The sequence below is a fragment of the Kribbella sp. NPDC002412 genome, assembly GCF_053592935.1.
The window spans coordinates 1-24,711 of the sequence record NZ_JBSFBL010000080.1; the positions used below are offsets into that span (position 1 = coordinate 1).

Consider the following 24,711-nt stretch of genomic DNA (forward strand, 5'->3'; position numbering starts at 1 on the left):
CGGGCGACCAGACGAAGCGGGGAGACCCGTCCTCGAGCTCGGCGGTGGCGGCGTAATCTCTCGAAGATGCGCTCGCGGTCCGCCGGCGGCACCCCCGGACCGGAGTCGGCCACCCACAGCAGGACGCTCCCGTCGGCGTCGAGGTGCGATCCGACCTCGATCCGGTCGCCGGTCGCGGTATGCCGGACCGCGTTGGACACCAGCTGCATCAGGGCCTGGGTCAGGCGCTGACCGTCGGCGACGATCGTCGCGTCGGCGGTCGCGGCCACCCGCCAGGAGCGGTCGGCCAGCGGGCGCGCCTTCGCGACCACCTCGACCACGAGCTCGGTCAGGTTGACCTCGCCGTACTCGAGGAAGTCGGGGCGCTCGCTCTTGGCCAGCACCAGCAGGTCGTCGACCATCCGGTTCATCCGGGCCAGCTCGTCCAGCACGAGGGCCTTGGTCTCGTCGCGGTCGCGCGGGTCGTCGCCCATCAGTTCCAGGTGGCCGCGGATCACCGTGATCGGCGTCCGCAGCTCGTGGCCGGCGTTGTCGACGAACTCACGCTGGGCCGTGAACGCGTCCTCCAGCCGGTCGAGCATCGTGTTGAACGTGGTCGCCAGCTGGGCGACGTCGTCGTTGCCGACGACCTCGATCCGGCGGCGGAGGTCGGTGTCACTGATCCGCTCGGCGGTGGTGCGCAGCTGCCGGATCGGCGCGAGCACCCGGCCGGTGACCAGCCAGCAGGCGCCGGCGGCCAGGACCAGCGTGATCGCGCCGATGGTGACCAGCGCGCGGGCGGCATCCATCGACGGCTTGGCGATCACGTCGCGGAACTCGAGCATGACCAGCTGCGCGCGCTGCGGCTGGGACCCGATCTGCACCGGGATCACGCCGTACCGGACTCTTCCGGCCGGGCTGTCGACCCAGCCGTACGATGGTTCCGTCGTGTCGGCGAGCCGCCGTACGAAGGCCGCGTCGGTGTCGAGCCGGGCGGGTGGGGTGCCCTGGCTGCGGTGGTACTCGCGGCCGTCGACGATCGTGAAGAACGCCTCGGAGTCGTCCGGCAGGTTGCTCTGCAGCCAGCGGTCCAGCAGCGCCTCGGGCTTGGTGAAGGATGCGGCGGTCTGGGACTTGGCGAACGCGCGGAACTTGTTCGCCTCGTGGGTGAGCTCGTCGTCCGCGGCGGCGTCGGCGCGGGTCGCGAGGACCTGCCAGGTGAGGAAGACGAGTGCGGACAGCGCGAGCGCGAGCACGCCGAACATCCAGCCGATGATCCGCACCCGGGCGCTGACCACCGGCCGTCGCCGGCCATCACCCATCGTCGTCGTCCGGGTCGTCCACCAGGTCGTCGTCATCGTCGTCCCCAGCGCTCCGCGCCGGCGCCGGCGACACCGGCTCGGCCCCCGTGGTCCCACCGACCGTCGGCTTGGCCGGCGTAGGTTTCGGTGCGACCGTCGGGGTTGGTGACGAGGTTGGCGTGGTCGGCTGGGCGGTCGACGACACCGGCACCACCACCGTCTCCCCCAGCTCGGGCGACGACCGCTCCGCCAAGTACCGGGGCAGCACGAACCCGGCCACCACCAGCACCCCGGCGACAAACCCGTACACCACCCGTGGAGACCGCATCCTCACACCCTGCGGCCCCACTCCAAGACCCACATGAGCCGAAGATTACAGATTTCTCATCTTCGGAGCCTCGTCACCACGACACCGGCAGACAGGCCAGGCGGGCTCCGGCTGCGCCGTGGTGGTCGGTCGGCTTCTCGTGAATCACGATCGAGCGGTTGCCCGGCAGCGGAGTGAACGGTACGACGGTCATCGCGTTGCCGGCGCCGGACGGGCTGACCGTGAAGTCGAGCCAGACCTCCGTGCTCGGGTTCACCCGCGGCGGAACCTTCCCGGCGACGGTGTCCGTGTTGTAGTGCGGCCCGGCCGCCGCGCCGTCACCAGCGACGCAGGGCCCGGCATGCAGGTGAGCTCCGAACGACCGGCCGGCAGCCGAACGCTCGATCCCCCGCACCTGGAGAATCGCCAGCGTCGAACTGTCGGCTGACACCAGGACAGCCAGCGCACTAGCGTGATCGAACGGCCCGGCCGCGGCCGGGGCCAGATCACTCAGCTTGTCGTGCGCGGTGACCACTTCGGCCGACGGCGCGAGCACAAGACCAGCGGACAGCGCCGCCGCGAGAACTACCGTCATGACTCCCTCGAGAATTCCTCAGAACCGGAACCGTCGCGGGCGGGTGACAGTGCCGACGACTGTTGCCGTCAGCACCTACAGTAGCGGTCCTGCGCCGGCTCGCTCGGGTGAACTAGGAGGCGGTGCGGCGGGCGGTGGGGGCCGGGTCCACCATCGCGATCGTCCCGGTGATCGCGGTCTATGTTCTCGGGCAACGCCACTTCGTCTCCGGCCTCACCGCCGGCGCAGTCAAGGATTAGGAGAGTTACGGATGCGACTTCTGCAGATCGGCATGGGCGGCTGGGGCCGGGACTGGGCGGCGACCGTCGTACCGGAGGTGCCGGACGTCAAGCCCGTCGGCTACGTCGACATGCTGCCCGCGTCGCTCGCGGCCGTGGTCGACGCGGGGATCGCCCGCCGTGACCTGTGCTTCACCGACATCGACGAGGCGATCCGGGCGACGAGTCCGGACGCGGTGCTGATCACCGCCAACCTGCCCGGCCACGTCCCGGCCGCTCGTACCGCGCTCGCGGCCGGTCTCCCGGTGCTGGTCGAGAAGCCGTTCGCGCCGTCGATCGCGGAGGCAACGGCGCTCGTCGAGTACGCCGAGGGACTCGACCTGACCGTGATGGTCAGCCAGAACTACCGCTTCCAGCCGGCCGTGCACGCCGTACGGGAGATCGTGCGCGAGGGGACGCTCGGTGAGCTCGTCTCGATCGCGGTCGACTTCCGGCGGACCGGCGTACGGCGGACTGCGCCGACCGGGCGCCCGGTGCTCACGGACCCGCTGCTCGGCGACATGTCGATCCATCACTTCGACCTGATGCGCGCGGTCACCGGGCGGGAGCCCGAGCAGGTCTACTGCCGCACGTGGCACCCGGACGGCTACGGGTACGGCGGTCCGCCCGCCGGCGCCGCGGTGATCACCTTCCGGGACGGCCCGATCGTGAGCTATCGCGGCAGCTGGGTCAGCTCGGGGCCGGTCACCGCGTGGGGTGGTGAGTGGCGGATGGAGTTCGAGCACGGCGAGGTCTGGTGGACGAGTCGACCGGACGGCTCGGAGCCCGGCGTCGTCGAGTCGGCCCGGATTCGGACCACCGGCAAGGAGAGTGTCGTGGCGCTGCCGGAGCTGACCGCCACGGATCGGGCCGGCAGCCTCACCGAGTTCGCGGCGTCGGTGCGCGAGGACCGGGCGCCGGAGACGACGGGACGGGACAACCTCGGCAGCCTCGCGATCACCTATGCAGCGATCGAGTCCGCCCTGACCGGTGTGCCGATCGACGTGGCGGTGCGATGACCGCCGAGCTACTGCCAAGCCGGGTCCGCTTCGCCCCGGACGAACCAGTCGTCGTCGAGGCACGCATCAGCGGACCCACGACCGCCACGGTCTGGCACCTCGGTGAGCGCGTCCGGGAGGTGACCGGCACCGGGCAGCTCGACCTCGGGACGCTGCCGCTTGGTGGGTACGGCGTCGAGGTCGTGACGGCTGACGGCGTACTCCGGACTGCGGTCGAGGTCGGTGCGCGGGCAGCCTGCGGTACGGGTTCGTCGCGTCCTGCTCCCCCGGCCGTGACGTCGCCGCGGTGGCCGACAACGTACGGCGGCTGCACCTGACCGGCGTGCAGTTCTACGACTGGGCGTACCGGCATGCCGATCTGCTCGGAGGGGGCGAGGAGTACGAGGACGCGCTCGGCCAACCAGTTGCCCTAGGCACCGTCCGCGGGCTGGTCGAGTCCTGCCACGAGGTGGGCGCTCGAAGCTACGGCTACGCCGCCGTGTACGCGGTCGGCACCGCGGAGTGGCCGAGCTGGGAGCAACTGGCGCTTCTCGATCCGCAGGGCCGGCCGTACGCGTTGGGCGACTTCCTGTTCCTGCTGGATCCGGCCGAGCCCACCTGGCTCGCCCACTTCACCAAGGACCTGCGGCAGGCGGTCGACGAGGTCGGCTTCGACGGCTTTCACCTGGACCAGTACGGCTACCCCAAGCGTGCGGTCCGCCCGGACGGAGCCGTCGTCGACGTCGCCGAGTCGTTCGTCACGATGATCGGGCAGGTCCGGCAGGCGCTGCCCGAAGCGCAACTGGTCTTCAACAACGTCAACGACTTCCCGACCTGGCGGACCGCGCACGCTCCACAGGTACGGCGGGCGCGCGGTGACAAACCCGTGGTCGTCGCCGCGTACCAGCACGTCTACGACAGCGCACCCGCCGACCAGTCCGACCTGGCGACCGCGTTCACGATGGCCACGCTGTTCTCGCACGGCGCGACCCACCTGCTCGCCGGCGAGGCCGACCGGATCCTGGTCGACCCGTACTACGTGCGCAACCACCCGGCCGCCGAGTCGACACTGGCACTGCTGAAGCGCTGGTACGACTTCCTGGTCGAGCACGTCGAGCTGCTCATGCCGAACGAACTGGCCGACGTGACCGGCTCCTACACCAGCACCTACAACGACGACTGCGACGTGACCTACTCGGACGCCCCCGTGACTGACACAGCTACTCCGGGTGGCGTCTGGCGTCGCGTCGTCCAAGCTGGGAACCGGGTTGTCGTGCACCTCATCAACCTGACCGGCCAACGAGACACCCTGTGGGACGCGGCACGCGAAACCCCTGGCGACACCGGGCCCGGCTTGCTGCGCGTACGCCGTACCGGTTCTGGGCTCCCGCGGGTCCGGGTGGCGGACCCCGATCGGTCGGCGCGACTGGTCGACGTGCCGGTCCGCATGGACGGCGATCACGCCGTTGCCGAGTTGCCTGCCCCGCACGTCTGGCAACTCGTCCTCGTCGACCACGTGCCTGCGAAGGAGACCGTATGACGACCCGCACCGAGCTCACGCCGCACGTAGCGACCGGGCAGGAGGCGTGGTGGAAGAGCGCTGTGGTGTACCAGATCTACCCGCGCAGCTTCGCCGACTCCGACGGTGACGGGATCGGCGACCTGGCCGGGATCACCAGCCGGCTCGACTACCTCGCGCAGCTCGGTGTCGACGTCATCTGGCTGTCCCCGATCTACCTGTCGCCGCAGGACGACAACGGGTACGACATCAGCGACTACACCGCGATCGATCCGGTGTTCGGCTCGCCGGCGGACTTCGACGCGTTGCTCGCAGGGGTGCACGCGCGCGGGATGAAGCTGGTGATGGACCTGGTCGTGAACCACACCTCCGACGAGCACGCCTGGTTCGTCGAGTCCCGGTCGTCGGTGGACAACCCCAAGCGGGACTGGTACTTCTGGCGCCCGGCCCGGGACGGGATGCGGGCCGGCGACCCCGGTGCGGAGCCGAACAACTGGGGTTCGTGGTTCTCCGGTCCGGCCTGGGACCTCGATCCGGTGACGGGCGAGTACTACCTGCACCTGTTCTCCCCCAAGCAGCCCGACCTCAACTGGGACAACCCGGACGTCCGCGCGGCCGTGTACGCGATGATGCGCTGGTGGCTCGACCGTGGCGTGGACGGGTTCCGGATGGACGTGATCAACCTGATCTCGAAGGATCCGCGGCTGCCCGACGGGCACGTCCAGCCCGGCGGGCTGTACGGCGGAACCGAGCACTACCTGTCCGGACCACGGATCCACGAGTACCTGCAGGAGATGCACCGCGAGGTCTTCGCCGGCGGGCCGGGTCGGTTGCTGACCGTCGGCGAGATGCCGGGGGTGACGGTGGACGAGGCCAAGCTGTTCACCGACCCGGACCGCGGCGAGCTCGACATGGTGTTCCAGTTCGAGCACGTGAACATCGACCACGGGACGAGCAAGTTCGACCCGGTGCCGTTCGACCTCGGTCTGCTCAAGGCGTCGCTCGGCCGCTGGCAGGCGGGGCTGGCCGAGCGCGGGTGGAACAGCCTCTACTGGGACAACCACGACCAGCCGCGGATCGTCTCCCGGTTCGGCGACGACGGCCAGTACCGGGCCCGGTCCGCGAAGATGCTCGCGACGGTGCTGCACCTGCACCGCGGCACGCCGTACGTCTACCAGGGCGAGGAGCTCGGGATGACGAACGCGCCGTGGTCGGCGATCGAGGACTTCCGCGACATCGAGTCGCTGAACCACTACCGGGCCGCGGTCGCCGCCGGTGCGGACCCGGCGGCCGTGGTCGCGTCGATGAGCTCGCACAGCCGGGACAACGCCCGCACCCCGATGCAGTGGGACGCCAGCCCGCAGGCCGGGTTCACCGACGGTACGCCGTGGATCGCGGTCAACCCGAATCACCAGGAGATCAACGCGCTCGCCGAGCTGGCCGACCCGGACTCGGTGTTCCACCACTACCGCCGGCTGATCAAGCTCCGGCACACCGAGCCGGTGGTTGCCCACGGCACCTTCACGATGCTGCTGCCGGACCACCCGGTGGTGTACGCGTTCAGCCGGCGGCTGGGTGACACGGAGCTGGTCGTGCTCGGGAACTTCTCGAGCGACCCGGTCCGGCTGGACGAGCTCGCCTTGACCGGTGACGTGGTCGTCAGCAACGTCGCCGACCCGGCACCCTCGCTCCTCCAACCATGGGAGGGGACGGTTTACCGCCCTACCTGAGGGTCGTCCTGCCGGATCGTCGTGGCGGCGCGCTGGAGGTTCGTGAGCGTCGTGCGGACTGCCTTGCGAGCGGTGCGTTCGGGGCGGTGCAGGGCGTCGATATGACGGCGGCCGTGGACGCCGCGCAACGGCCGGAGGACGACAGCGGGATGGCGGCGGGCGGTCCAGCGCGGCATCAACGCGATGCCGGCGCCCGCGGCGACCACCTCGGCGACGACGGTGAACTCGTTGATCCGGTGGACCAGGTCGAGGCGATGGTTGGCGGCGGCGCCGATGGCCTCGATGGTGGCCATCAGGGGGAAGCCGTCGTGGACCGTGATCCAGGGTTCGTGGGCCACGTCGCGCGGCGACAGCTGACGCTTCGCCGCCAGCGGATGGTCGATGGGCAGGGCGACGTCGAGTGGTTCGTGCAGCAGTGAGGTGACGGCGACCGTGCGCGGCCACGCGGCGCCGTGGTCGAGGCGGTGCGCCAGGACGACGTCGTACTCGCGGGTGAGCAGCGGGAACTCGTCCTGCGGGACGTCCTCGTCGTGGAGGCTGAGCTGTGGCGCGGCGTCGGCGCGCAGGATCAACGGGAAGAAGGTCGCGGCCGCGCTGTGGAAGGCAGCGACGGAGACGACTCCGCCGGGCTGCTCGATGAAATCGTCGACAGTGTGCCGCGCCCGGGCCAGCGCGCTCTCCACGTCCGCGGCCGCGCCGGCCAGCGCGCGACCGGCCGCGGTCAGGACGACACGGCGGCCGTCGCGTTCGGTCAACGGCACCGGGATCGACCGCTGCAGCAGCCGGAGTTGCTGGGAGATCGCCGACGGCGTCACCAGCAACGCCTCGGCGGCCGCGGTCACACTTCCCAGCTCGCCGACTTCCCGCAGCACCCGCAACTGTCGCTCGTCCATACCAACACTGTAGAACTGCTACAGGGTTGCTTAAGAAGTTGGTACTTGGCTTCAACGTCGTCTGGCCGCACCGTGGATCCGTGCTCGCCTCCCGCCGTACCGACGCCGTCCTGCTGCTGGTCGCCATCGTGTGGGGCTCGAGCTATCTCGCGGCCAAGACGGCGACCGGATCCGTGCCGGTCCTGACCGTGCTGTTCCTGCGGTACGGCATCTCCGCGGTCGCGCTGCTGCTCTTCGTCAGGAGTGTCAGCCGCCGCGAGCTCAAGGTCGGCGGGCTGCTGGGCCTGAGCCAGGCGGCTGTCCTGGTGCTCGAGACGTACGGCGTCACGCACACGACCGCGGCCAACGCCGGCTTGATCATCAGCCTGACGCTCGTCCTCACCCCGTTGCTGGACCGGCGCCGGCTGCCACCGCGGTTCTTCCTCGCCGCCGGGCTCTGCATCGTCGCGGTCGGCCTGCTGATGTCCGGCAACGGCCTGCACGCGCCCGGTATCGGCGACCTGCTCATGCTCGCCGCCGCCGTCGTCCGCGCCGCGCACGTCGCGCTGGTCGGCCGGCTCGCCACCGACCTCCGGCCCGTGCAGGTCACGGCCGTCCAGACCGTCGTCGGTACGGCGCTCTTCGCCGGACCGGCCGTCGGTCACCTGCCCACCGACGCCGGTGTCGGCACCTGGCTGCAACTGGTCTACCTCGCGCTCTTCTGCAGCGTCTTCGCGTTCCTGGCCCAGACCTGGGCCGTGCAGCGCACCTCGGCCAGCCGGGCCAGCCTGCTGCTCGGCACCGAACCCGTCTGGGCCGTTGCCATCGGCATCCTCCTGGCCGGCGAGCGGCTCACCGTGCCGGCGGCGATCGGCGCCGTGCTGATGCTGGCCGGGACCACCTGGGGGCAGTCCATTGAGCGGACACACCGCACACAGGGTGGACCTCTCATGCCCGATGATGGGGGCTCCTGGGGAGGTGGGGATGCGCTTCGAGGTACTCGGGCCAGTGCGAGTGGTCCACAACGGACAGGTGCTTGGGCCGATCTCGGAGCTGCGCCGACGGCTGCTGGCAGTCCTGCTCGTGCGCGCCGGCCGGCCGGTGCCGGCGGACGTGCTGGCCGAGGCGCTCTGGGGAGCGGCGGTCCCGCAGCGGCCGGGGAACAGCATGCAGGTCCACGTGTACCGGCTGCGCCAGATCCTGGACAGCCCTGACCGGCTGCTCAGCGTCCCCGGCGGCTACCTGCTCACCGTCGAACCGGACGAGCTCGACGCCGAGGTGTTCAGCCGCCTGCACGACGAGGCACGCCGTACGGCGGGGGCCGGCGACCTCGACCACGCCGTCGCGCTGTTCCGGGAGGCGCTGGCGTTGTGGCGGGATGCGCCGTACGCCGACATCGACGAGACCGAGGTGGTCGGACCGGAGGCGAAACGGCTGGCCGAGGCCCGGCTGGTCGCGTACGAGGAGCTGTTCGAGGCTGAGCTGGCTCGCGGCCGGGCGCGGGAGATCGTGCCGGAGCTGACCGAGTTGGTCGCGGAGTATCCGTTGCGGGAGCGGTTCATCGGCCAGCAGATGCTGGCGCTGTACCGGTCCGGGCGACGGACCCGTGCGGAGGTCGCGTACCGGGCCGCGCGCCAGCGACTCGCGAAGGAGCTGCGAGCCGAGCCGAGCCGGGAGCTGCGTGAGCTGGGCGAGGCCATCCGGATCGAGGACCCGAAGCTCGATCTCGCGGCTCCGGCGACGGCCCCGGCACCAGTCGTGCCGGCCGCCGCGATCCGTCCGAGCCAACTGCCGCCGTCACCGGGCGCGTTCTTCGGCCGGGAGGACGAGCTGGACGAGCTCGACGCGCTCGAGGGCGTGGTGCTGCTCACCGGGATGGCCGGGATCGGGAAGACCGGTCTGGCCTTGCAGTACGCGCACCAGGTCGCCGACCGATTCGGCGACGGCCAGCTCTACATCGACCTGGGTGGGCATGCGACCGGTCCGGCACTCGATCCGCTGACCGCGGTCGGACAGCTGCTCCGCGGGCTCGGCGCCGACTCCAACCGGGCCTGGGAGTCCGTCGCGGACGCCACCGCCGAGTACCGCTCGCTGCTGAACGGCCGCAAGCTGCTCGTCCTGCTCGACAACGCGGCCTCCGCCGAGCAGGTCCGTCCGTTGCTGCCGGCAACCTCCGGCTGCCTGACCGTGATCACCAGCCGGAACAAGCTGCCCGGCCTGATCGCCCGCGAAGGCGCCCACCGCATCGGCGTCGGCGAACTCCCCTCCGACGCCGCCCACGCGCTGTTGACCCGCCTGGTCGGCGCCGGCCGCCTGTCCGCCGAGCCCGACCAGGCAGCCGCCCTCATCGAGGCCTGCGCCGGCCTCCCGCTGGCTCTCCGCATCGCCGCCGCGCAACTGGCTGACGAGCCACACCGCACGCTCGCCGACTACGTCGCCGAGCTCGAGGAACACGGCTCGTCCGTGCTCGCGTTGCCGGACGACGAACACTCCGCCGTCGCGGCTGCCTTCGACCTCTCCTACCAGCGCCTCGACCCCGCGACCCGCCAGTTGTTCCGCCACCTCGGCCTAGTCCCCGGCCTCGACTTCACTGTCGACGCGGTCGCCGCCCTGAGCCGGACCAGGCCGGCCGCGGCGCGGGCGGCCGTACGCAAGCTCACCGCGGCCCACTTGCTCGAAGAACACGCCCCCGGTCGCTACCGGTTCCACGACCTGCTCCGCGACGACGCCCGCCGCCGGGCCGAGTCCGAGGACTCCGGCGACGCGCGTGCCGACGTACTGGAACGCCTCTTCGCCTGGTACTACCAAGGCAAGATGGCGGCCGCCGCGACGATGGCCTCGATTCGGCGGCATCCACCGGCTCCCCCGCTGCCCGAGGCGATCCCCGAGATCGGCTTCGACGATGCCCGGGCCGCCATTCTCTGGATGCGGGCCGAGTTCCTCAACATCGCCGCCGCGGTCAAGACCGCCGCCGGGAACCCGGAGCACGCGCACTGGACGTGGCACCTCTCGGTGGGTCTGATGACCCGGATGGCCGAGCAGGGATACATCCGCGACATTCACGCGATGGCGGACAGCGGGATCGCGGCCGCCCGAGCGGCGGGTGATCGGCACGCACTCGCGAACATGCTCGCGGAGCGCAGCATGGTGCGGCACCGGTTCGATCTCCCCGTCGACACCGACCTTCTGGTCGAGGCCCTCGAGCACGCAGAGCAGGTAGGTCACCCTGCCCTGCTGACCTACTGCCTGAACTCCGCCGCGATCGTGTACCAGTTCAGGGGTGACCTCGACGTCGCGGAGCAGTATCTCGCCCGCGCGCTCGACGTCCCGGGCAGTGACAAGATGGCCCGGGCACAGCCGTTGGGCAACCTCGGTCTGATCGCCATCATGCGCGGCGAGCTCGGCCGGGCCGCGCGGCAGTGGGAGCAGATCCTCGGCATGGCGGACCATGCCGGGGACCGGCTGACCGCGCTCGCGCTGCCCGAACTGATCCGGACCCGCGCCATGCTCGGCCAGCTCGACGGTCTCGACGACCTGATCGAACGAGCCGACGCTGCGGTCACCAGCTCCGGCGACCGGTTCAACCTGCACAAGCTGCGCATCTACCGAGCCACGTTCTACCGCGACACCGGACGCCCCCGCGAAGCATTCGAGCAAGCTTCGGCTGCCACTCGGTCCGCGCACGATCTCGGCGAGCCGTCGACCCGCAGTCTCTGTCACTACCACCTCGGCCTCAGCCATCTCGGCGCGGGCGATCTCGAGGACGCCCGCGCGGAGTTCGAGCACGCGGTCGAGCTCGCCGACCTCGGCGGTGTGCTGGAACGGCGTACCCAGGCCGCCCGCGGGCTGGCCGAGACCGAGCTGGCGGCGGGCAACCTCGCGGACGCGCAAGCCCATGCCGTCGAGGCGCTCGACATCGCCCGAAGCTGGCGGTGGGCACCAGGCCTCCTGGCCGGGGCGGTCCTGACGCTCGGGCGGGTCGAGTCGGCGTTGGGACGGCCGCAGGACGCGGTCGGGCGAGCTGAGGAAGCGTTGACGATCCATCAGCGAACCGGTCATTTTCTCGGGCGGGCGCGGGCCCTTCGGCTGCTGGGCGAGGCCAGGTCGGACCACGAGAAACTGCGGGAGGCGTTGACCATGTTCGAGACCTACGGCTGTCCCGAAGCGGTGAGGGTACGGCGGATGCTGGCCATGTGACCAGCATCCGGGAAGCCGCTTTCTGGTGGCTTTCCAGGCGCTTTCCGGTCCTGTCGGGCGCTCCGCGACGGCGGTTAGCGTCCCGCTGTGTCCTACGCTCAGCCTCCACCACCTGGTCCCCCACCTGGTTACTACGGCTTTCCGCCGCCGACCCAGCAGAAGCCGAAGAAGACAGGTGGCGTCGTCGCCCTCGTCCTGATCCTGGTTGTTCTGCTGGTGGGCGCGGCCGGCGCGCTGTACTACTACCGCGTGCCGCTCGGTCTCGCCGGCACGCGGCTCGACAACCTCGACAAGGAGCTCGGGTACGTCCTGAAGGAGCGGTTCCCGTCGAACTACATCCCGAAGGAAGGCAGCGACCTGCTCGGGGCGCGGTGGTGGACCGACAAGCTGCTGGTCCGCGAGCTGCAGGGCCAGCTCGTCGGCTACGACCTCGCGGCCGGCAAGCAGGTGTACGCCGTGAACGTGCCGGACAACCACTTCTGCGGATCGTCGAAACAACAGTCCGCGAAGGGGTACGTCGCCGTACTGCAAGGGACCCGGAAGGACGGCTGCCGGCGGCTCACCGTCGTCGATCTGGCCAGCGGCAAGGTGGTGTGGTCGAAGGAGCTGGAGCCCGCCGCCCAGGAGCGCCCGTCGAAGGGTCTGCTCACGGACTTCCCGCAGTACGACCATCGGCCGGTGATCCTCGGCGAGCGGCTCTACGTCCCGACCAACAAGGGCGGCCACATCTTCAGCCTGGCCAACGGCGCGGTGATCCAGGACCCGAGCCCGAAGGCCAAGTGCTTCAGCACCCACTACGACGCGATCGGCGCCATCGGGCTCGCGTACCGGAACTGCTCCCGGGTCGGCGACGAGAAGCGCCACCTGCTCGGGTTCGATGCCGCGGGCAAGACCCTGTGGCAGTACAACCTGCCGGCGGAAGGCAAGCGCCAGATCTCCCTCGTCGGCGTGCTCTCGGTCGACCCGCTGCTCATCCGGGTGCTGCACCCGAGCGGTGTGAAGGAGGTCTGGCGAGTCGATCCCCGGACCGGCAAGCACCAGGAGGTCGTGGACCTGAAAGTCCGGACGGCAACGGATCCCTGCGAGCCCGCCGGCGGCGACGGCCTCTACGACTGCTCCCGCCACGTCGTCTCCGACGGCACCCTGTACCTGCAGCAGCGCAACGGCATCGAGGCGTACGACGTTGCCACCGGCAACGCCCTGTGGCGCTCCGAGTGGAACCTCACGGCCAAGGTCACCGAACCCCTGGGCCTGGACGCGGAAGGCCACCCACTCGTCTACCTCCTGCCCACCAAGGACGCCCCGGGAGCCCTGGTCCGCGTCGACCGCAAGACCGGCACCATGACCGCACTCGCCAAGACGCCGAAAGTGGACAAGTCCCTCACCCGCCCAGGCGGCACCGACATCGCCCAGTACCCCGACCTAGGCACCGTCGACTGGCACAACGGCCACCTCGCCTTCTTCCGCGTCCAACCCACCTCCCGCGACGCCGGCTACGCAGCCACGGTCGTCTTCAAGTAGGCCGAACAGCCAGAGGCCGAAGCGGGCGTCGTCGCAGGGGCCTCCCGGGGTGGCCGGGAGGCGCCTGCGGCGGGGGGCTAGGAGCGTGTCCATTTCTGGTTGTCGGCGCCGTTGCAGTACCAGACGTCGACCGGGGTGCCGTTGCCGGTTCCGGCGCCGGCGGCGTCGAGGCAGAGGTCGGGGCTGGCGACGCTGGTGATGGTTCCGTCGGTGTTGACGTTCCAGGCCTGGTTTGCCGCACCGGAGCAGTTCTCGATGGTGACCAGGGCACCGGCCGCGCCGGCCGTCATGCACTTGTCCGCGTAGACGGTGAGCTGCTTGTCGGCCGTGTAGTTCCACGACTGGTTGCCGCCGTTGTTGCAGTCCCACAGGTCGAGCGCCGTACCGGGGGTGGTCGAGAAGCCGGGGACGTCGACGCACCGGTTGCTGGCCACGCCGCGAATCGGCTCGCCTGGAGGCGCCGGCGGAAGGTCGTTGCTCGGCTCGTCCCTCAGGAGGCCCCAGCCCCACCACAACTGCGCGAGACCGCTCTGGCTGTTGACCTGCAGGTCGTTCGGTCCGACCTGGGTCGTCATCGAGTACGAGTCGCCGTTGCGCAGGCCCGGCCAGTAGACGATGCCCATGCTCTGCTCACGCGCGACCTGGGTCAGGGCGGCAAGGTACGACGTGTAGACGTTGCCCTCGTGGTTGCCGTAGTTCAGCCCGATCGTCATCGGCGAGCCGGCCTCGTCGATGATCGTCCGCCAGCCGTAGTCGCCGATCCGCGGCCGCAGGTTCGCCAGCCAGGCCGCCTCGTTCTCGTCGGAGGCCCAGAAGCCGTAGAAGTGCAGCGACAGCAGGGTCCCGTCCAGCTTGGGCTCCGCGCCGACGCCGGTGACGTTGTCGTTGTAGCCGGTCCCGGAGATGACGATCCGGCCGCGCGGCACGCTCGGGTGCCGGGCGATCCAGCCGGTGGTGACCGACACCCATTCGTTCAGCGAGTAGCCGAACGGCTCGTTCATCGGCTCGAAGTACACCCGCGCGTTCTTGCCGTACGCCTTGACCACCGTGTCCCACATGGCGGCGTACTTGACCGGGTCGTCCACCCGGCCGTCCTTGGCGTTGTCGGCCTCCCAGTAGCTGAGGATGACCTTGAAGCCGTTCGCCACCGACGCGTCGATCGCACCCCGGTAGGACGTCCACCAGGCCGTCCCGACACTGGACGGGTTGATCGGCAGCCGGATCGTGTTGGCCTTGAGCTCCTTGCGGAACTCGCCGACGATGCCGGTCGCCTTCTGGTACGTCGTCGCGTACGAGTCCGCCGTACTCAGGCCGGACGGGACCACCTCGTCGTCGGCGTAGTTGTCCCGGGGGTCCGCCCAGTTGACGCCGCGGAACTCACTCGTCCCCTTGGGCCCGGTGTACCCGGCGGTGGCGGCCGTGGTGGCGGTGGTGGTCCCGGCGTCCGTGGTCGTCGACGCTCCGGCCTGCACCGTCACGGCGGCGACCACCGCCGACGCGGCCAGTGCCGCAGCGGCTATACGCCCAGCAGTTGATCTCACGCGACTCTCTCCGATCCTCACGAGCGGGCGGCGGCCCCGGACGCCGCGTTTGCGTATCGCGGTGATGTTTACGTAAACACGGGCGCCCGTCAATGGCCGATGTTTGCGTCAACATGAGATGTGACCGGCGTCACATCCAGACCGAGGACGTCCTATCCCACCCGAACGCCGGTGATCGCGAACCGCTCGACGTCCTGCACATGCCCGCCGGTCGAGGCCACCACGGTGACCGCTCCCTCGGCTGCTCCCCGGAAGCTCACCCGGGTCGACCAGGGCTGCTTCTGGCCGCCGCCCGGGACACAGCAGGACGAGCCGAGCGGCCTCTCGGAGCCGGCCTGGCGGACGTCGACCCGGATCGACTCGTCGACACCGGTGATCCGGCCACCGACGGTGATCGGGGAGCTCACCCGGGCGGCGTACCGCGGCCGCTCGAGGGTGAGCATGCTGTCGCGGGAGCCGACGACCTCCCAGGGCGCGTCCTCGCCCTGGCCGATCCGGGCGAGGTGGAGCACCGCCGCGACACTCCCCTGCCCTTCCTCGGAGTCGTAGCCGACCGAGATCCAGGCCTCGTCGCCCTCGATCGAGCGGTCGACCACCCGGTCGATCTCGGTGAACCCGAGGAAGCCGGTGGTGAAGGACAGCGCGGTCTCGTCCGCGTCCAGGTGCCACGGCTGCCGGCCGTTGTCACGGTAGTCCCGCTGCCACTCGCCCGCCTCGGCCACCGACGCGAACGGCCACAGCGGCTGGTACCGGAAGGGCTGCGTCCCCGGCGGCACCTGCCTGGTCGGCGAGGGCGCCGCGGGCGACGGGGTCGACGTGGTGGCGTCCGTGGGCGACGGCCGGACGGACGCACCCGGCAGCGGTACGGCGCTCTGCCCGGTCGAACTGGGATTGCCGCCGAAGTACAGGACGGCGAGTCCGGCGAGCAGCGCGGAGAGCAGCGTGACCACCACGGCCGACGTGATCACTGCCACCGGCCGCATGCCCTGCCGCTGCTGCTCCGACCCTGGTCCCGGCGCCATCTGACCAGCCTCCCCGCACCCACCTCCATTAGACCGCTAGTTGGCCAGGATGAGCTCCAACTGCAACCACTTCGCCAGATCCTTCAGTTCGCGCCGGACGGCGGCAGCGAGGCTCTTGCCGAACGGCTCGTCCTCGTGGACCGCGTCGACGCGGAGCACACCGGCCTTCCGGTCGGAGGTGGCGTCGACCTTCCCGACCAGGCGGTCGCCGTGCAGGATCGGCAGCGCGAAGTAGCCCCAGCGACGCTGCGCGGCCGGCTTGTACATCTCCAGCTGGTAGTCGAACTCGAACAGCTCGGCGAGCCGCTTCCGCTCGTAGACCAACCGGTCCAGCGGCGACAACAACGCCGTACGCCCGGAGAAACGCTGACCCAGCAGGGTGGGGTCGACCCGCCACTTGCCGCGGACGCCCTCGACCACGGCCTCCTCCCCCGCCGGCCCGACGTCGAGCGGCTCACCCGGGCAGGCCGGGCCCTTGGCGCGCGCGATGCCGAGCGACCGCAACCGCTGCTCGTCCCGGATCCGCTTCGCCTCCTCGACCGGTACGGCGGGCTCGTCCGGGTAGACCCGCGAGGCGAGATCCCACAGCCGGTCCCGCCCGTCGCGGCCGGCGACCGCCACCTCGCCGCGCTGCAGCATGAACTCGAGCAGCTGGGACACGTTGCGGTTGTTGGTCCAGCCCGACGACTTCCACGGCTTCACGCAGGTGTCCGGCAGTTCGCGCATGATCAGCGGCCCGTCCTGCCGGAGCCTCTCGAGGATGTCCAAACGGCATCCCTCGTTGGCCTTCACCCAGTCCCGGCGGTACTCCTGCCAGTCGAGCAACGGCCCGCTCCCCGGCCACTCCTCCATCTCGGCCCGGAACAGCGCCAGACTCTCACTCGGTCGTACGAACCCCCGCAACTCCACCAGAGCCTGTGTCTCCAGCGCCTCGACCAGCTCACTCGGCGAGTACGACGACCCGAGCCGGCTCCACGCAACCAGATCGGCATTCGGCGCGACCGCGGCCGTCTGGTCGTACTGCACGACCGTCAGCCGCCGGACCATGTCGAACAGGTCCTCGGGCCGCTCACTCGTGAGCACCTGGGCCTGTACGGCGATCCGCCGCGCGTCCTGCCGGGAAAGCTCATGCACAGCCACAACACCCGAGGCTAAGCCACCCCACCGACATCACATGTGGAACCTCTTCGGAATCAAGCGGAGAACAGTAGGAGGAGGCCGCCGACGGTGTAGGCGACCATGACGACCAGCAGGGGGATCTGGCCTGCGAGGGCCTTGCCGCGGGCGAACAGGGCGACGGCGCGGTCGTGGGCGGATACGACGCCCAGCAGGTGGCCGGCGACCACGGCGCCGACCTGGATGGTCGCGATCGCCGCCGGGTAGTTGGTCAGGCCCGCGTTCACCCCGAGCAGGCCGGTGCCGAACACGTTCCAGCCGTTGCTGAGCGGGTCGCTGAGCAGGATCAGCGTGCGCTGACCTTCGAGCACCAGCAGCGTGAAGTAGTGCGCGACGACGTACCCGAGCACGATGGGCACCACCGAGTGCGCGAACATGCCCGGCAGCGCGGCCCGCGACGACATCCGCCCGGCCAGCACGGTCGCCGCCGAGTACGTCACCAGCACGAAGACGACGAAGCCGGCCAGGGCCAGCGTGCCGAGCAGTGTCTGCGAGTAGCCCGAGTTCTGCGCCCAGGCGATCCACAGGGTGCTGCGGGAGAAGCCGTCGTACGCCGTCGACCCGAGCAGCGTCGCGACCAGGCCGACCAGGCCGGGGCGGGGCGTCAGGCTGTCCAGGTTCTCTGGCGGACGCCGTACGACGATCGCTCCGTCGGTACGACGGCCCCAGGGCGAGAGCTTGGCCATCAACGTCGCATAGGCCTCGAACGGGTCCGCGGAGGCGAACCACCGGTCCCCGAACAGCACCGCGCCGAACAGGACGTAGACGACGTACAGCGCCAGCCAGGTCTGCAGGACGAGCAGCGTCGCCCGGTCCGGCGCGACCAGCTCCAGCCAGGCGAAGGCGAAGATCCCGGCCGCGGCAGGCCACAGCCCGACGCGGGGCGACAACTCCAGCAGGCCTTGGCGAGGGTTGTGTCGCAGCAGGCGGCAGACCAGCAGGTGCACCGTCCGCAGCGGGTTCAGCGTCCGCCACACCGGTCCCAGCAGCAGTGACACCGGGACCAGGCCGACCCACACGAGGATGTAGACGAACCCGAAGATCGGGTTCGTCAGCCGGTCCGCCCCGGCCAGCAACGCCATCCCCGCGTACAGGAACGCCGCCAGCCCGAACAGCCGGATCGCCCATCGCAACCACGGCGCGTCCAGGGTGTTGGCCAGCGCGGACGGCAACGCCGTACCGGACGTCGCGCCGCGGTAGCGTGGGGTGCGCCAGGCGACGGCCAGGATCACGAACGACAACGTGATCGCGACCCCCGCACCGGCCACAGCGAACCCCAACGGGATCGGCAGGTCCTGCCGACCCCCGATCCCGTGCAGCGGAAGCAGGTGCGCGATCACGACACCTGCAGCTTGAAGAGGAGCTTGCCGGTTTCGTGGGTCTCCACCTCGAAGATTCCCTTGGTCGAGGTGGCGAACTCGAGCGATCCGGGCTTGCCCGGCTTCAGGTCCAGGGTCTTGTCGTAGCCGTGTACGTGCAGCGAGTCGGCGACATCGCTGACCGCGTTGATCCGGACCGTCTGGCCGGGTTTCGCCTTGACTACTGCCGACCCGGTCGAGACCTTGCCACCGGCGATCGACACGTCAACGGTGACGTCCGCCGTACTGGCAGGAGTCTTCGTCGGTACGGCGCTGGGCTTGGCAGTCGGCGTGATCGGCGCAGCGGGTGTGGGGGTCGGGGTGGGCGTGGGGGTCGACGAGGCGGCCGGTGTCTCGGCGTTCCCGCAGCTGGTCAGGGCAAGAGCGAACAGGCAGGCGGCAGCGATGCCGCGAAGTGAGAGCCGCACAGCGGCGTCCTTTCGGGAGAAAGAGGGCATGCGTGAAGAGCTCACGCACGTGAGGACGGCGTCAGGCGGACGTCACGTTCGCAGAATGCAGAGCCTGGTCAGATCAGGAGCTTCGGAAGCCACGCGGCGGCGTGGTGGTGCCAGCGTCACCGTGGCGAGGCGTGGCGCCTCGGCGAACCGCACGCGGCGCAGGAACAGGCCGACGGCCAGCAGAAGCAGGAACGAGCCGGCCGCGAAGGTTAGGCACGGCAGCGCGTGCTTGTGGTTCACAGGGTCGACTGCCAGCGTGTCCGGCGCGCCCATGGCGACCTGCTCGAGCCGTTCCATCACGCCATGCGGATCCAGCGGCAGGACGGTCGCCACCGAGGCGGCCGGGACCTCCGCGGGCGGTTCCGGCGACAGGTCGCTCAGCCCGTGCAGCGCGAACACGCCAAGCAGCGCTCCCAGCAACACCAGGGAGCGCAGCAGCTGTCGCGCCATGTTCATCACCGCACAGGGTAGCGGCCCTGAGGCATCCTGGTGTGGGCGAGGGGAGGTTCGGTGTGGGCAGGGACAACGCGGTGCGGGTGGCCTTGGTGCTCGCGGCCGGCCGGGGTTCCCGGATGCGGTCGGACCAGCCGAAGGCGCTACGCCGCGTCGGCGGCACCAGCCTGCTGGAGCGTTCCGTCCGCGTGCTTCGCCGGGCCGGGATCGAGCGTGTGGTGGTCGTGCTCGGCTACCGCGCCGACGACGTCATCGCCGCGATCAAGGTCCGCGACCTGCCGGTCGAGGTGGTGGTCAACCACGACTGGGAGAGCGGTTCGGCGTCCTCGGTGCTGACCGGTCTCAGCGTGATCGGCGACCGGCGCTGCCTGGTGGTGCTGGGCGACCACGTGTTCGAGGCGGACGACGTCCGGCGGCTGATCGAGACGCCGGCCGGCAACGTCGCGGCCGTGGACCGGTCAGGTCAGCCGGCGATCGCCCCGAGCGGCACGCGGCCGAACCGGGTCCGGCTGCGGGACGACGGATCCGTCGTCGGCCTCGGTCCCGACCTCGACGAGTACGACGCTGTGGACGCCGGGATGGCCGTGATCGACGTACAGGACGTGCTGCTGGTGAACTACCGGCCACGGGAGTCGTGGCTGGAGCTCCGTCAGCAGCTGCTCGCGCACGGTTGTGAAATGCAGTCGCGCGACGTGCAGGGTCTGTGGGCCGATGTGGACACACCGGAAACGATTCGACCGCTTGAACGGTCCATGTGGCGGCGCTACGGCCCCAAGCCCACCGATGGAGTCGTTGCCCGCGTGCTCAACCGGCGGATCTCCGGACCGCTCACCCGCTTGCTGCTGCACACCCGTCTCGCACCGGATGTGGCGACCGCCCTCGCCTTTGCCGTCACGCTCGCGGCCGCGGCCCTGGTCGCGACGGGCGACACGCTGCTGATGATCATCGGCGGGCTGGGCGTCGTACTCGGGTCTGCTCTTGACGGTGTGGACGGTGAGCTCGCGCGGATCGGCGCAAAGGCTTCCCGGCATGGCGCGACCCTGGACACGCTGCTGGATCGGTACGCCGATCTGGCCGTCGTTCTAGCGCTTGTTTTGGCGACCGGCGCCACATTGACCGCGTGGGCGTGGGGATTCGCTGCCGCGGTTGGTTGTCTGCTCATCTCCTACGTGCATGCGGTCGGGCGCGACACCGACGTACGGTTGCTGTTCCGGCGTGAGTTCCGGCTGCTCATCTTCGCGATCTCCGCGATCGCGGGCTTTCCGCTGTGGGGACTCATCGCGGTTGCGGTCGCCGCAAACGCCGATGCGGTCCGTGGTGTCGTGCTGTTGTTGCGGGCCCTGCGTAACACCTAGTTGTAGCTGACGATGTAGCAAGCGGGTGGGGACCTATGTGGCGTGGGTCCTGCGCGGGCTCAGGGGGCGGATTTCGATGGTTCGGGCGTTGGGGATCGCTGCTGCAGCGATCATGGTGCTGGCTGCGGCCAGTTGCGGGCCGGAGGCGGACACATCCGTCGCGGAGCCGCCACCGATCGTGGTGCCGACCTTCACCACGCTGAAGCCCGCGGCGGACTGCTCGGGGTCCGACCTCGAGCTCCCGGCGGTGGCGGGCGACGAGGGCGTGCTCCTGGAGGCCAGCACGGACGACAGCGGTACGTCGCTGCTGCTGAAGAACACCGGGAACCTGTCGGTGCTCGTCGTACCGGACGCGGACTGGTCCACCCGGGTGACCACCGCGCCGTCGGCCAACCCGACCGACGCGGCGTCGAGGGCCGCGCTGATCGCGGTGACCCGGGCCGGCGGTCTCCAGACGGTGCGCGAACTGCCGGTGGGCATTCCGCAGAGCCAGGTGTTCATCGTGCCGCCGCAGTGGGCGGTCTGCGGGCTCACTGACGACGTCGGCAAGGTCGCAGGCCTGCGCTACCTGCGCGAGAAGACGACCAGCGCGGAGTACTTCCTGGTGAAGGCGCTCGCCGACCAGGCCTACGCCCGCTCCAAGCCGTCGGCGCAGAAGGTCAACCGGACCCTGCTGACCTGTGCGCGCGGCACGCAGCAACTGCTGAAGGAACAACCCGACCTGCCCGACATCGAGCTCTACGCCCAGGTCCTGGACCGTGAGTCGGCCTGCCGGACGAGCTTCAAGGCACTGCTGTCGACCAGCGAACGCACCACCCAGCAAACCGTCACCCGCCTGCTGAACCTCCTCGAACGATCCCCGAGACTCCTGGAGAACTCCACCCTTCTCGAAGCCCTGGCCCACCGCTGAGGGCCTTCTCCGGGTCCGACCAGGGTCGTTCTGGGCTGCCGAACGGCCCGCCGGGCCGGACACTGGACGTAGTCAGTCCACACTCGGAGGAACACAGAACATGATCGGCTTCATCGTTGCCGGACTCATCATCGGTGCGCTCGCGCGGCTCTTCACGCCCGGAAAGCAGAAGCTCGGCCTGCTGGCCACGCTGCTGCTGGGCCTGGCCGGGTCCGTGATCGGTGGCACCATCGCCAACCTGCTCGGCACCGGCGGCATCTTCGAGCTGAACATCCTCGGCTTCGTCGTCGCCGTCATCGCCTCGGTGATGCTGGTCGGCACCGCCGAGAGCCTCTCGGCCCGTAACAAGCGCTGAGCGACGTCAGCCGCCGAGGCCGTTCTGGGCCAGCGCTGAGCGCGGTTCACGGCCCGGCGGCTGGGTGGGCCGGGGCAGCAGCGGGGTGCGTTTGTTGAGCGGGCGGGTGACCGGTTCCTCGGGCGTGACTGTGACCGCCTCACCCGCATGCATGAAGGAAACGCTGCAGTTGGCGCCGTCGTGGACCGTGTAGGTCACCTCGACGCCGTTGACGTCCACCTTCAACCGCGCACCCCGCCAGCGGATCGAGAACACCAGCTGCGACATGCCCTGCGGCAGCGCCGGATCGAAGCACAGGCAGCCGTCGCGTTCGCGCAACCCACCGAAGCCGGCCACCAGCGCGGTCCACGCGCCGGCCAGTGACGCCATGTGCAGGCCGTCGCCGGTGTTGTGGTGCAGGTTCCGCATGTCGATCAGCGCAGCCTCGTACGCGTAGTCGTAGGCGAGGTCGAGGTGACCGACCTCGGCCGCCATCACCGCCTGCACGCACGCCGACAGGGACGAGTCGCGCACGGTCAGACGTTCGTAGTAGTCGAAGTTGCGCGCCTTCTCCTCCGGCGTGAACGAGTCACCGCACCAGTACGTCGCGAGCATCAGGTCGGCCTGCTTGATCACCTGCTTGCGGTACAGCTGGAAGTACGGCGCATGCATCATCAGCGGGTACTTGTCCTTGTACTCCTCGAAGTCCCACTCGGCGTACCCGGTGAACCCGGCGGACTGCGGATGGACGCCGAGCTCCTCGTCGTACGGGATGTGCACAGCAGCGGCCGCGTCCCGCCAGCTGGCCTCCTCCTCGCTGTCGACGCCGAGCTCGCGCGCCTTGGCCGGATGCCGTACGGCGATCTCCGCGGCGGCTCGCAGGTTGCGGCAGGCCATCAGGTTGGTGAAGACGTTGTCGTCGGCAACCGCGCTGTACTCGTCCGGGCCGGTCACCCCGGGCAGGTGCCAGCGGCCGTGCCGGTCGTGGTGGCCGAGCGACATCCACAGCCGGGCGGATTCGACCAGCAGCTCGAGCCCGACCTCCTCGAGGAACTCCTCGTCCAGGGTCGCGTTGTGGTACCGCATCACCGCTTCGGCGATGTCGGCGTTGATGTGGAACGCCGCCGTACCTGCCGGCCAGTAGCCCGAGCACTCCTGGCCCCGGATCGTCCGCCACGGGAACGCGGCGCCGCGCAGGCCCAGTACGGCGGCCCGCTCGCGAGCCAGCTCGAGCGTCGAGTGCCGCCATCGGAGCGCGTCCGCGGCCGCATCGGGCAGCGTGTAGTTCAGGACCGGCAGCACGAAGCCCTCGGTGTCCCAGAACGTGTGGCCGTCGTACCCGGCGCCGGTCAGGCCCTTCGACGGGATCGCCCGCCGCTCGGCCCGCGCACCGGCCTGCAGCACGTGGAACAGCGCGAACCGGACCGCCTGCTGCAGCTCGGGATGCCCGTGCACCTCGACATCGGCGCCGTCCCAGAAGTCGTCCAGGAACTCCGCCTGCTGCCCGGTCAGCCCGTCCCAGCCGGAGAACCGTGCGCTGGCGAGTGCCGCCGCGACCTGGTCCCGGATCGCCGTCTCCGTCCGCAGGCTCGACCAGCCGTAGGCCAGGTACTTCACCACTCGCAGGGTCTCCCCCGGCTGCAGCTGGCAGATCACCGTCGAGCGCGCCCAGTTCTCCCGGACGTCGAGGTCCATCGCGTACCGCACCGAGGTGTCGACCTCGTGCGCCATCGCGGCGGCCATCAGCTGCCGGCTGCGCGTGGTCCGGTGGATCAGGACGACGCCGTTCTCGCCACCGTCGTGACTGACCGGCTTGAGCGGGTTGTCGAGGACCGCCGCGACCCGCGGGTCGTCGGACAGCTTCGGCTGCGTCTCGTTCGCGACCAGCTCGGACTGGATCACGAACCGGGCCGGCTGGTCGATCGGCTCGACGACGTACTCGATCGCGGCGACGGCTCGCTGGGTGAGCGAGACCATCCGGCGGCTGCGGACGTGGATCCGCTTGCCACCCGGCGAGGTCCAGTCCACGTCGCGTTCCAGGATGCCGGTGCGAAAGTCCAGCGAGCGCTCGTGGTGGCTCAGGTAGCCGTAGCGGATGTCGAACGGCGAGTCGTCCACGAGCAGCCGGATCAGCTTGCCGTTGGTGACGTCGACCAGCGTCTGGCCGGACTCCGGGTAGCCGTAGCCGGCCTCGGCGTACGGGAGTGGGCGCTGCTCGTAGAACGAGTTCAGGTAGGTGCCGGGGATCGCGTACGGCTCGCCCTCGTCGAGGTTTCCGCGCAGCCCGATGTGACCGTTCGACAACGCGAACAACGACTCCGACTGGGCCAGCTTGTCCAGCTGGAGCCGGGTCTCGCGCAGCCGCCACGGCTCGATCGGGTGGTGCCCGCGGTCGATCATCGGCCCTCCAGAAGTTCCGCCAGGTCACGGACCACGACGTCCGCGCCGTACGCCATGAGCTCTTCGGCCTGCCCGACCCGGTCGACGCCGACCACGAGCCCGAAGGCCCCGGCCCGGCCCGCGGCCACGCCGGCCAGCGCGTCCTCGAACACCGCCGCCTCGCCCGGATCGAGCCCGAACAGCCGAGCCGCCCTCAGGAACGTGTCGGGCGCCGGTTTGCCGCGCAGTCCCTCGGTCCGGATCGTCACCCCGTCCACCACTTCCTCGATGTACGGCGCAAGGCCGGTGACGTCGAGCACTTCGCGGGTGTTGGCGCTCGAGGACACCACAGCCCGGCGCAGACCGGCCTTCTCGACCTCCTGCAGGTACCGCAGGGCCGCGAGCACCGGTGACAACGCGCTCGCCGAGCTCGCCAGGACCACCTTCGC

Annotated in this window: 21 protein-coding genes and 1 pseudogene; 10 read left to right on the plus strand and 12 right to left on the minus strand. The window is 70.2% G+C overall.

All coding sequences use genetic code 11. The annotated features are described in order from the left end of the window. From ACWCOV_RS37970 to ACWCOV_RS37980, 3 genes are all read right to left on the minus strand, one after another. Nucleotides 1–1,337, minus strand: a 1,337-nt coding sequence (locus ACWCOV_RS37970; RefSeq protein ID WP_449834216.1) for a sensor histidine kinase, incomplete at its 3' end; no start/stop codon positions are given. Continuing rightward, a complete protein-coding gene (locus tag ACWCOV_RS37975) occupies nt 1,294–1,608 on the minus strand; it encodes a hypothetical protein (RefSeq protein ID WP_449834217.1) in 315 nt (104 codons plus the stop codon). The genes ACWCOV_RS37975 and ACWCOV_RS37970, both read right to left, overlap by 44 nt. A gap of 73 nt (nt 1,609–1,681) precedes the next feature. Next, entirely contained in the window at nt 1,682–2,182 is a 501-nt protein-coding gene (locus ACWCOV_RS37980) for a superoxide dismutase family protein (protein WP_449834218.1), read from the minus strand. Between the two features lie 250 nt (nt 2,183–2,432). Here ACWCOV_RS37980 and ACWCOV_RS37985 point away from each other — a divergent pair, with 250 nt between their 5' ends. The 4 genes from ACWCOV_RS37985 to ACWCOV_RS38000 are packed head-to-tail and all read left to right on the plus strand — an operon-like array spanning nt 2,433 to nt 6,686. Next, nucleotides 2,433–3,458: a Gfo/Idh/MocA family protein gene (locus tag ACWCOV_RS37985; protein WP_449834219.1), complete on the plus strand. Its 1,026-nt coding sequence runs from the start codon at nt 2,433–2,435 to the stop codon at nt 3,456–3,458. Then, entirely contained in the window at nt 3,455–3,775 is a 321-nt protein-coding gene (locus ACWCOV_RS37990; RefSeq protein WP_449834220.1) for a hypothetical protein, read from the plus strand. Before ACWCOV_RS37985 ends, ACWCOV_RS37990 begins: the two co-directional genes overlap by 4 nt. Then, nucleotides 3,745–4,977, plus strand: a complete 1,233-nt coding sequence (locus ACWCOV_RS37995) for a glycoside hydrolase family 66 protein (protein ID WP_449834221.1) — start codon at nt 3,745–3,747, stop codon at nt 4,975–4,977. Before ACWCOV_RS37990 ends, ACWCOV_RS37995 begins: the two co-directional genes overlap by 31 nt. Next, the gene (locus tag ACWCOV_RS38000; protein ID WP_449834222.1) at nt 4,974–6,686 is read left to right on the plus strand and encodes a glycoside hydrolase family 13 protein; all 1,713 of its coding nucleotides are present in this window, start codon (nt 4,974–4,976) and stop codon (nt 6,684–6,686) included. Before ACWCOV_RS37995 ends, ACWCOV_RS38000 begins: the two co-directional genes overlap by 4 nt. Here ACWCOV_RS38000 and ACWCOV_RS38005 read toward each other — a convergent pair. Continuing rightward, entirely contained in the window at nt 6,671–7,579 is a 909-nt protein-coding gene (locus ACWCOV_RS38005; protein ID WP_449834223.1) for a LysR family transcriptional regulator, read from the minus strand. The two genes, ACWCOV_RS38000 and ACWCOV_RS38005, sit on opposite strands and share 16 nt — an antisense overlap. 80 nt (nt 7,580–7,659) lie before the next feature. On the opposite strand from ACWCOV_RS38005, the pseudogene ACWCOV_RS38010 reads away from it, so the two are divergent. The 3 genes and pseudogenes from ACWCOV_RS38010 to ACWCOV_RS38020 all read left to right on the plus strand — a co-directional run. Beyond that, nucleotides 7,660–8,445 (plus strand): annotated as a pseudogene (locus tag ACWCOV_RS38010) (DMT family transporter); the annotation flags it as partial. A 145-nt stretch (nt 8,446–8,590) separates the two neighbouring features. After that, nucleotides 8,591–11,755: a BTAD domain-containing putative transcriptional regulator gene (locus tag ACWCOV_RS38015; RefSeq protein WP_449834224.1), complete on the plus strand. Its 3,165-nt coding sequence runs from the start codon at nt 8,591–8,593 to the stop codon at nt 11,753–11,755. Between the two features lie 87 nt (nt 11,756–11,842). After that, nucleotides 11,843–13,276: an outer membrane protein assembly factor BamB family protein gene (locus tag ACWCOV_RS38020; RefSeq protein WP_449834225.1), complete on the plus strand. Its 1,434-nt coding sequence runs from the start codon at nt 11,843–11,845 to the stop codon at nt 13,274–13,276. A gap of 77 nt (nt 13,277–13,353) precedes the next feature. Here the strand turns inward: ACWCOV_RS38020 and ACWCOV_RS38025 are convergent, their stop codons facing one another. The 6 genes from ACWCOV_RS38025 to ACWCOV_RS38050 form a co-directional block, all read right to left on the minus strand. Beyond that, nucleotides 13,354–14,817, minus strand: a complete 1,464-nt coding sequence (locus tag ACWCOV_RS38025; protein WP_449834226.1) for a ricin-type beta-trefoil lectin domain protein — start codon at nt 14,815–14,817, stop codon at nt 13,354–13,356. Nucleotides 14,818–14,969: 152 nt separating this feature from the next. After that, entirely contained in the window at nt 14,970–15,839 is an 870-nt protein-coding gene (locus ACWCOV_RS38030; protein WP_449834227.1) for a hypothetical protein, read from the minus strand. A 36-nt stretch (nt 15,840–15,875) separates the two neighbouring features. Next, nucleotides 15,876–16,979 (minus strand): DNA glycosylase AlkZ-like family protein, encoded by a 1,104-nt coding sequence (locus ACWCOV_RS38035; RefSeq protein ID WP_449834228.1) that lies wholly within the window; start codon nt 16,977–16,979, stop codon nt 15,876–15,878. 53 nt (nt 16,980–17,032) lie between these two features. Beyond that, nucleotides 17,033–18,355 (minus strand): hypothetical protein, encoded by a 1,323-nt coding sequence (locus ACWCOV_RS38040; RefSeq protein ID WP_449834229.1) that lies wholly within the window; start codon nt 18,353–18,355, stop codon nt 17,033–17,035. Next, nucleotides 18,352–18,801 carry a cupredoxin domain-containing protein gene (locus ACWCOV_RS38045; RefSeq protein WP_449834230.1) on the minus strand — a complete coding sequence of 150 codons (450 nt, stop codon included), beginning with the start codon at nt 18,799–18,801 and terminating at the stop codon, nt 18,352–18,354. The genes ACWCOV_RS38040 and ACWCOV_RS38045 overlap by 4 nt, the downstream gene beginning before the upstream one ends. Before the next feature lie 72 nt (nt 18,802–18,873). Continuing rightward, a complete protein-coding gene (locus ACWCOV_RS38050; RefSeq protein WP_449834231.1) occupies nt 18,874–19,287 on the minus strand; it encodes a hypothetical protein in 414 nt (137 codons plus the stop codon). Nucleotides 19,288–19,343: 56 nt separating this feature from the next. Here ACWCOV_RS38050 and ACWCOV_RS38055 point away from each other — a divergent pair, with 56 nt between their 5' ends. The 3 genes from ACWCOV_RS38055 to ACWCOV_RS38065 all read left to right on the plus strand — a co-directional run bounded on the left by ACWCOV_RS38055 (nt 19,344) and on the right by ACWCOV_RS38065 (nt 21,904). Continuing rightward, complete coding sequence (locus ACWCOV_RS38055; RefSeq protein WP_449834232.1) at nt 19,344–20,639, plus strand: NTP transferase domain-containing protein; 1,296 nt, start codon at nt 19,344–19,346, stop codon at nt 20,637–20,639. Between the two features lie 76 nt (nt 20,640–20,715). Further along, nucleotides 20,716–21,549, plus strand: coding sequence for a hypothetical protein (locus ACWCOV_RS38060; protein ID WP_449834233.1), 834 nt, complete (start codon nt 20,716–20,718; stop codon nt 21,547–21,549). Nucleotides 21,550–21,649: 100 nt separating this feature from the next. Further along, complete coding sequence (locus tag ACWCOV_RS38065) at nt 21,650–21,904, plus strand: GlsB/YeaQ/YmgE family stress response membrane protein (RefSeq protein WP_449834234.1); 255 nt, start codon at nt 21,650–21,652, stop codon at nt 21,902–21,904. A 6-nt stretch (nt 21,905–21,910) separates the two neighbouring features. Here the strand turns inward: ACWCOV_RS38065 and ACWCOV_RS38070 are convergent, their stop codons facing one another. Further along, nucleotides 21,911–24,283, minus strand: coding sequence for a glycoside hydrolase family 65 protein (locus ACWCOV_RS38070; protein WP_449834235.1), 2,373 nt, complete (start codon nt 24,281–24,283; stop codon nt 21,911–21,913). Then, nucleotides 24,280–24,711: HAD-IA family hydrolase (locus ACWCOV_RS38075; RefSeq protein ID WP_449834236.1), on the minus strand; the 432-nt coding region annotated here is incomplete at its 5' end. The genes ACWCOV_RS38070 and ACWCOV_RS38075, both read right to left, overlap by 4 nt.

What these genes read in the sequence shown, in the direction of transcription:
- ACWCOV_RS37980 (WP_449834218.1), bottom strand. Translation starts at nt 2,182, where the DNA reads ATGACGGTAGTTCTCGCGGCGGCGCTGTCCGCTGGTCTTGTGCTCGCG.
- ACWCOV_RS37990 (WP_449834220.1), top strand. Translation starts at nt 3,455, where the DNA reads ATGACCGCCGAGCTACTGCCAAGCCGGGTCCGCTTCGCCCCGGACGAA.
- ACWCOV_RS38060 (WP_449834233.1), top strand. Translation starts at nt 20,716, where the DNA reads ATGGTTCGGGCGTTGGGGATCGCTGCTGCAGCGATCATGGTGCTGGCT.
- ACWCOV_RS38000 (WP_449834222.1), top strand. Translation starts at nt 4,974, where the DNA reads ATGACGACCCGCACCGAGCTCACGCCGCACGTAGCGACCGGGCAGGAG.
- ACWCOV_RS37975 (WP_449834217.1), bottom strand. Translation starts at nt 1,608, where the DNA reads ATGCGGTCTCCACGGGTGGTGTACGGGTTTGTCGCCGGGGTGCTGGTG.
- ACWCOV_RS38050 (WP_449834231.1), bottom strand. Translation starts at nt 19,287, where the DNA reads ATGAACATGGCGCGACAGCTGCTGCGCTCCCTGGTGTTGCTGGGAGCG.
- ACWCOV_RS38065 (WP_449834234.1), top strand. Translation starts at nt 21,650, where the DNA reads ATGATCGGCTTCATCGTTGCCGGACTCATCATCGGTGCGCTCGCGCGG.
- ACWCOV_RS38030 (WP_449834227.1), bottom strand. Translation starts at nt 15,839, where the DNA reads ATGGCGCCGGGACCAGGGTCGGAGCAGCAGCGGCAGGGCATGCGGCCG.
- ACWCOV_RS37985 (WP_449834219.1), top strand. Translation starts at nt 2,433, where the DNA reads ATGCGACTTCTGCAGATCGGCATGGGCGGCTGGGGCCGGGACTGGGCG.
- ACWCOV_RS38070 (WP_449834235.1), bottom strand. Translation starts at nt 24,283, where the DNA reads ATGATCGACCGCGGGCACCACCCGATCGAGCCGTGGCGGCTGCGCGAG.
- ACWCOV_RS38005 (WP_449834223.1), bottom strand. Translation starts at nt 7,579, where the DNA reads ATGGACGAGCGACAGTTGCGGGTGCTGCGGGAAGTCGGCGAGCTGGGA.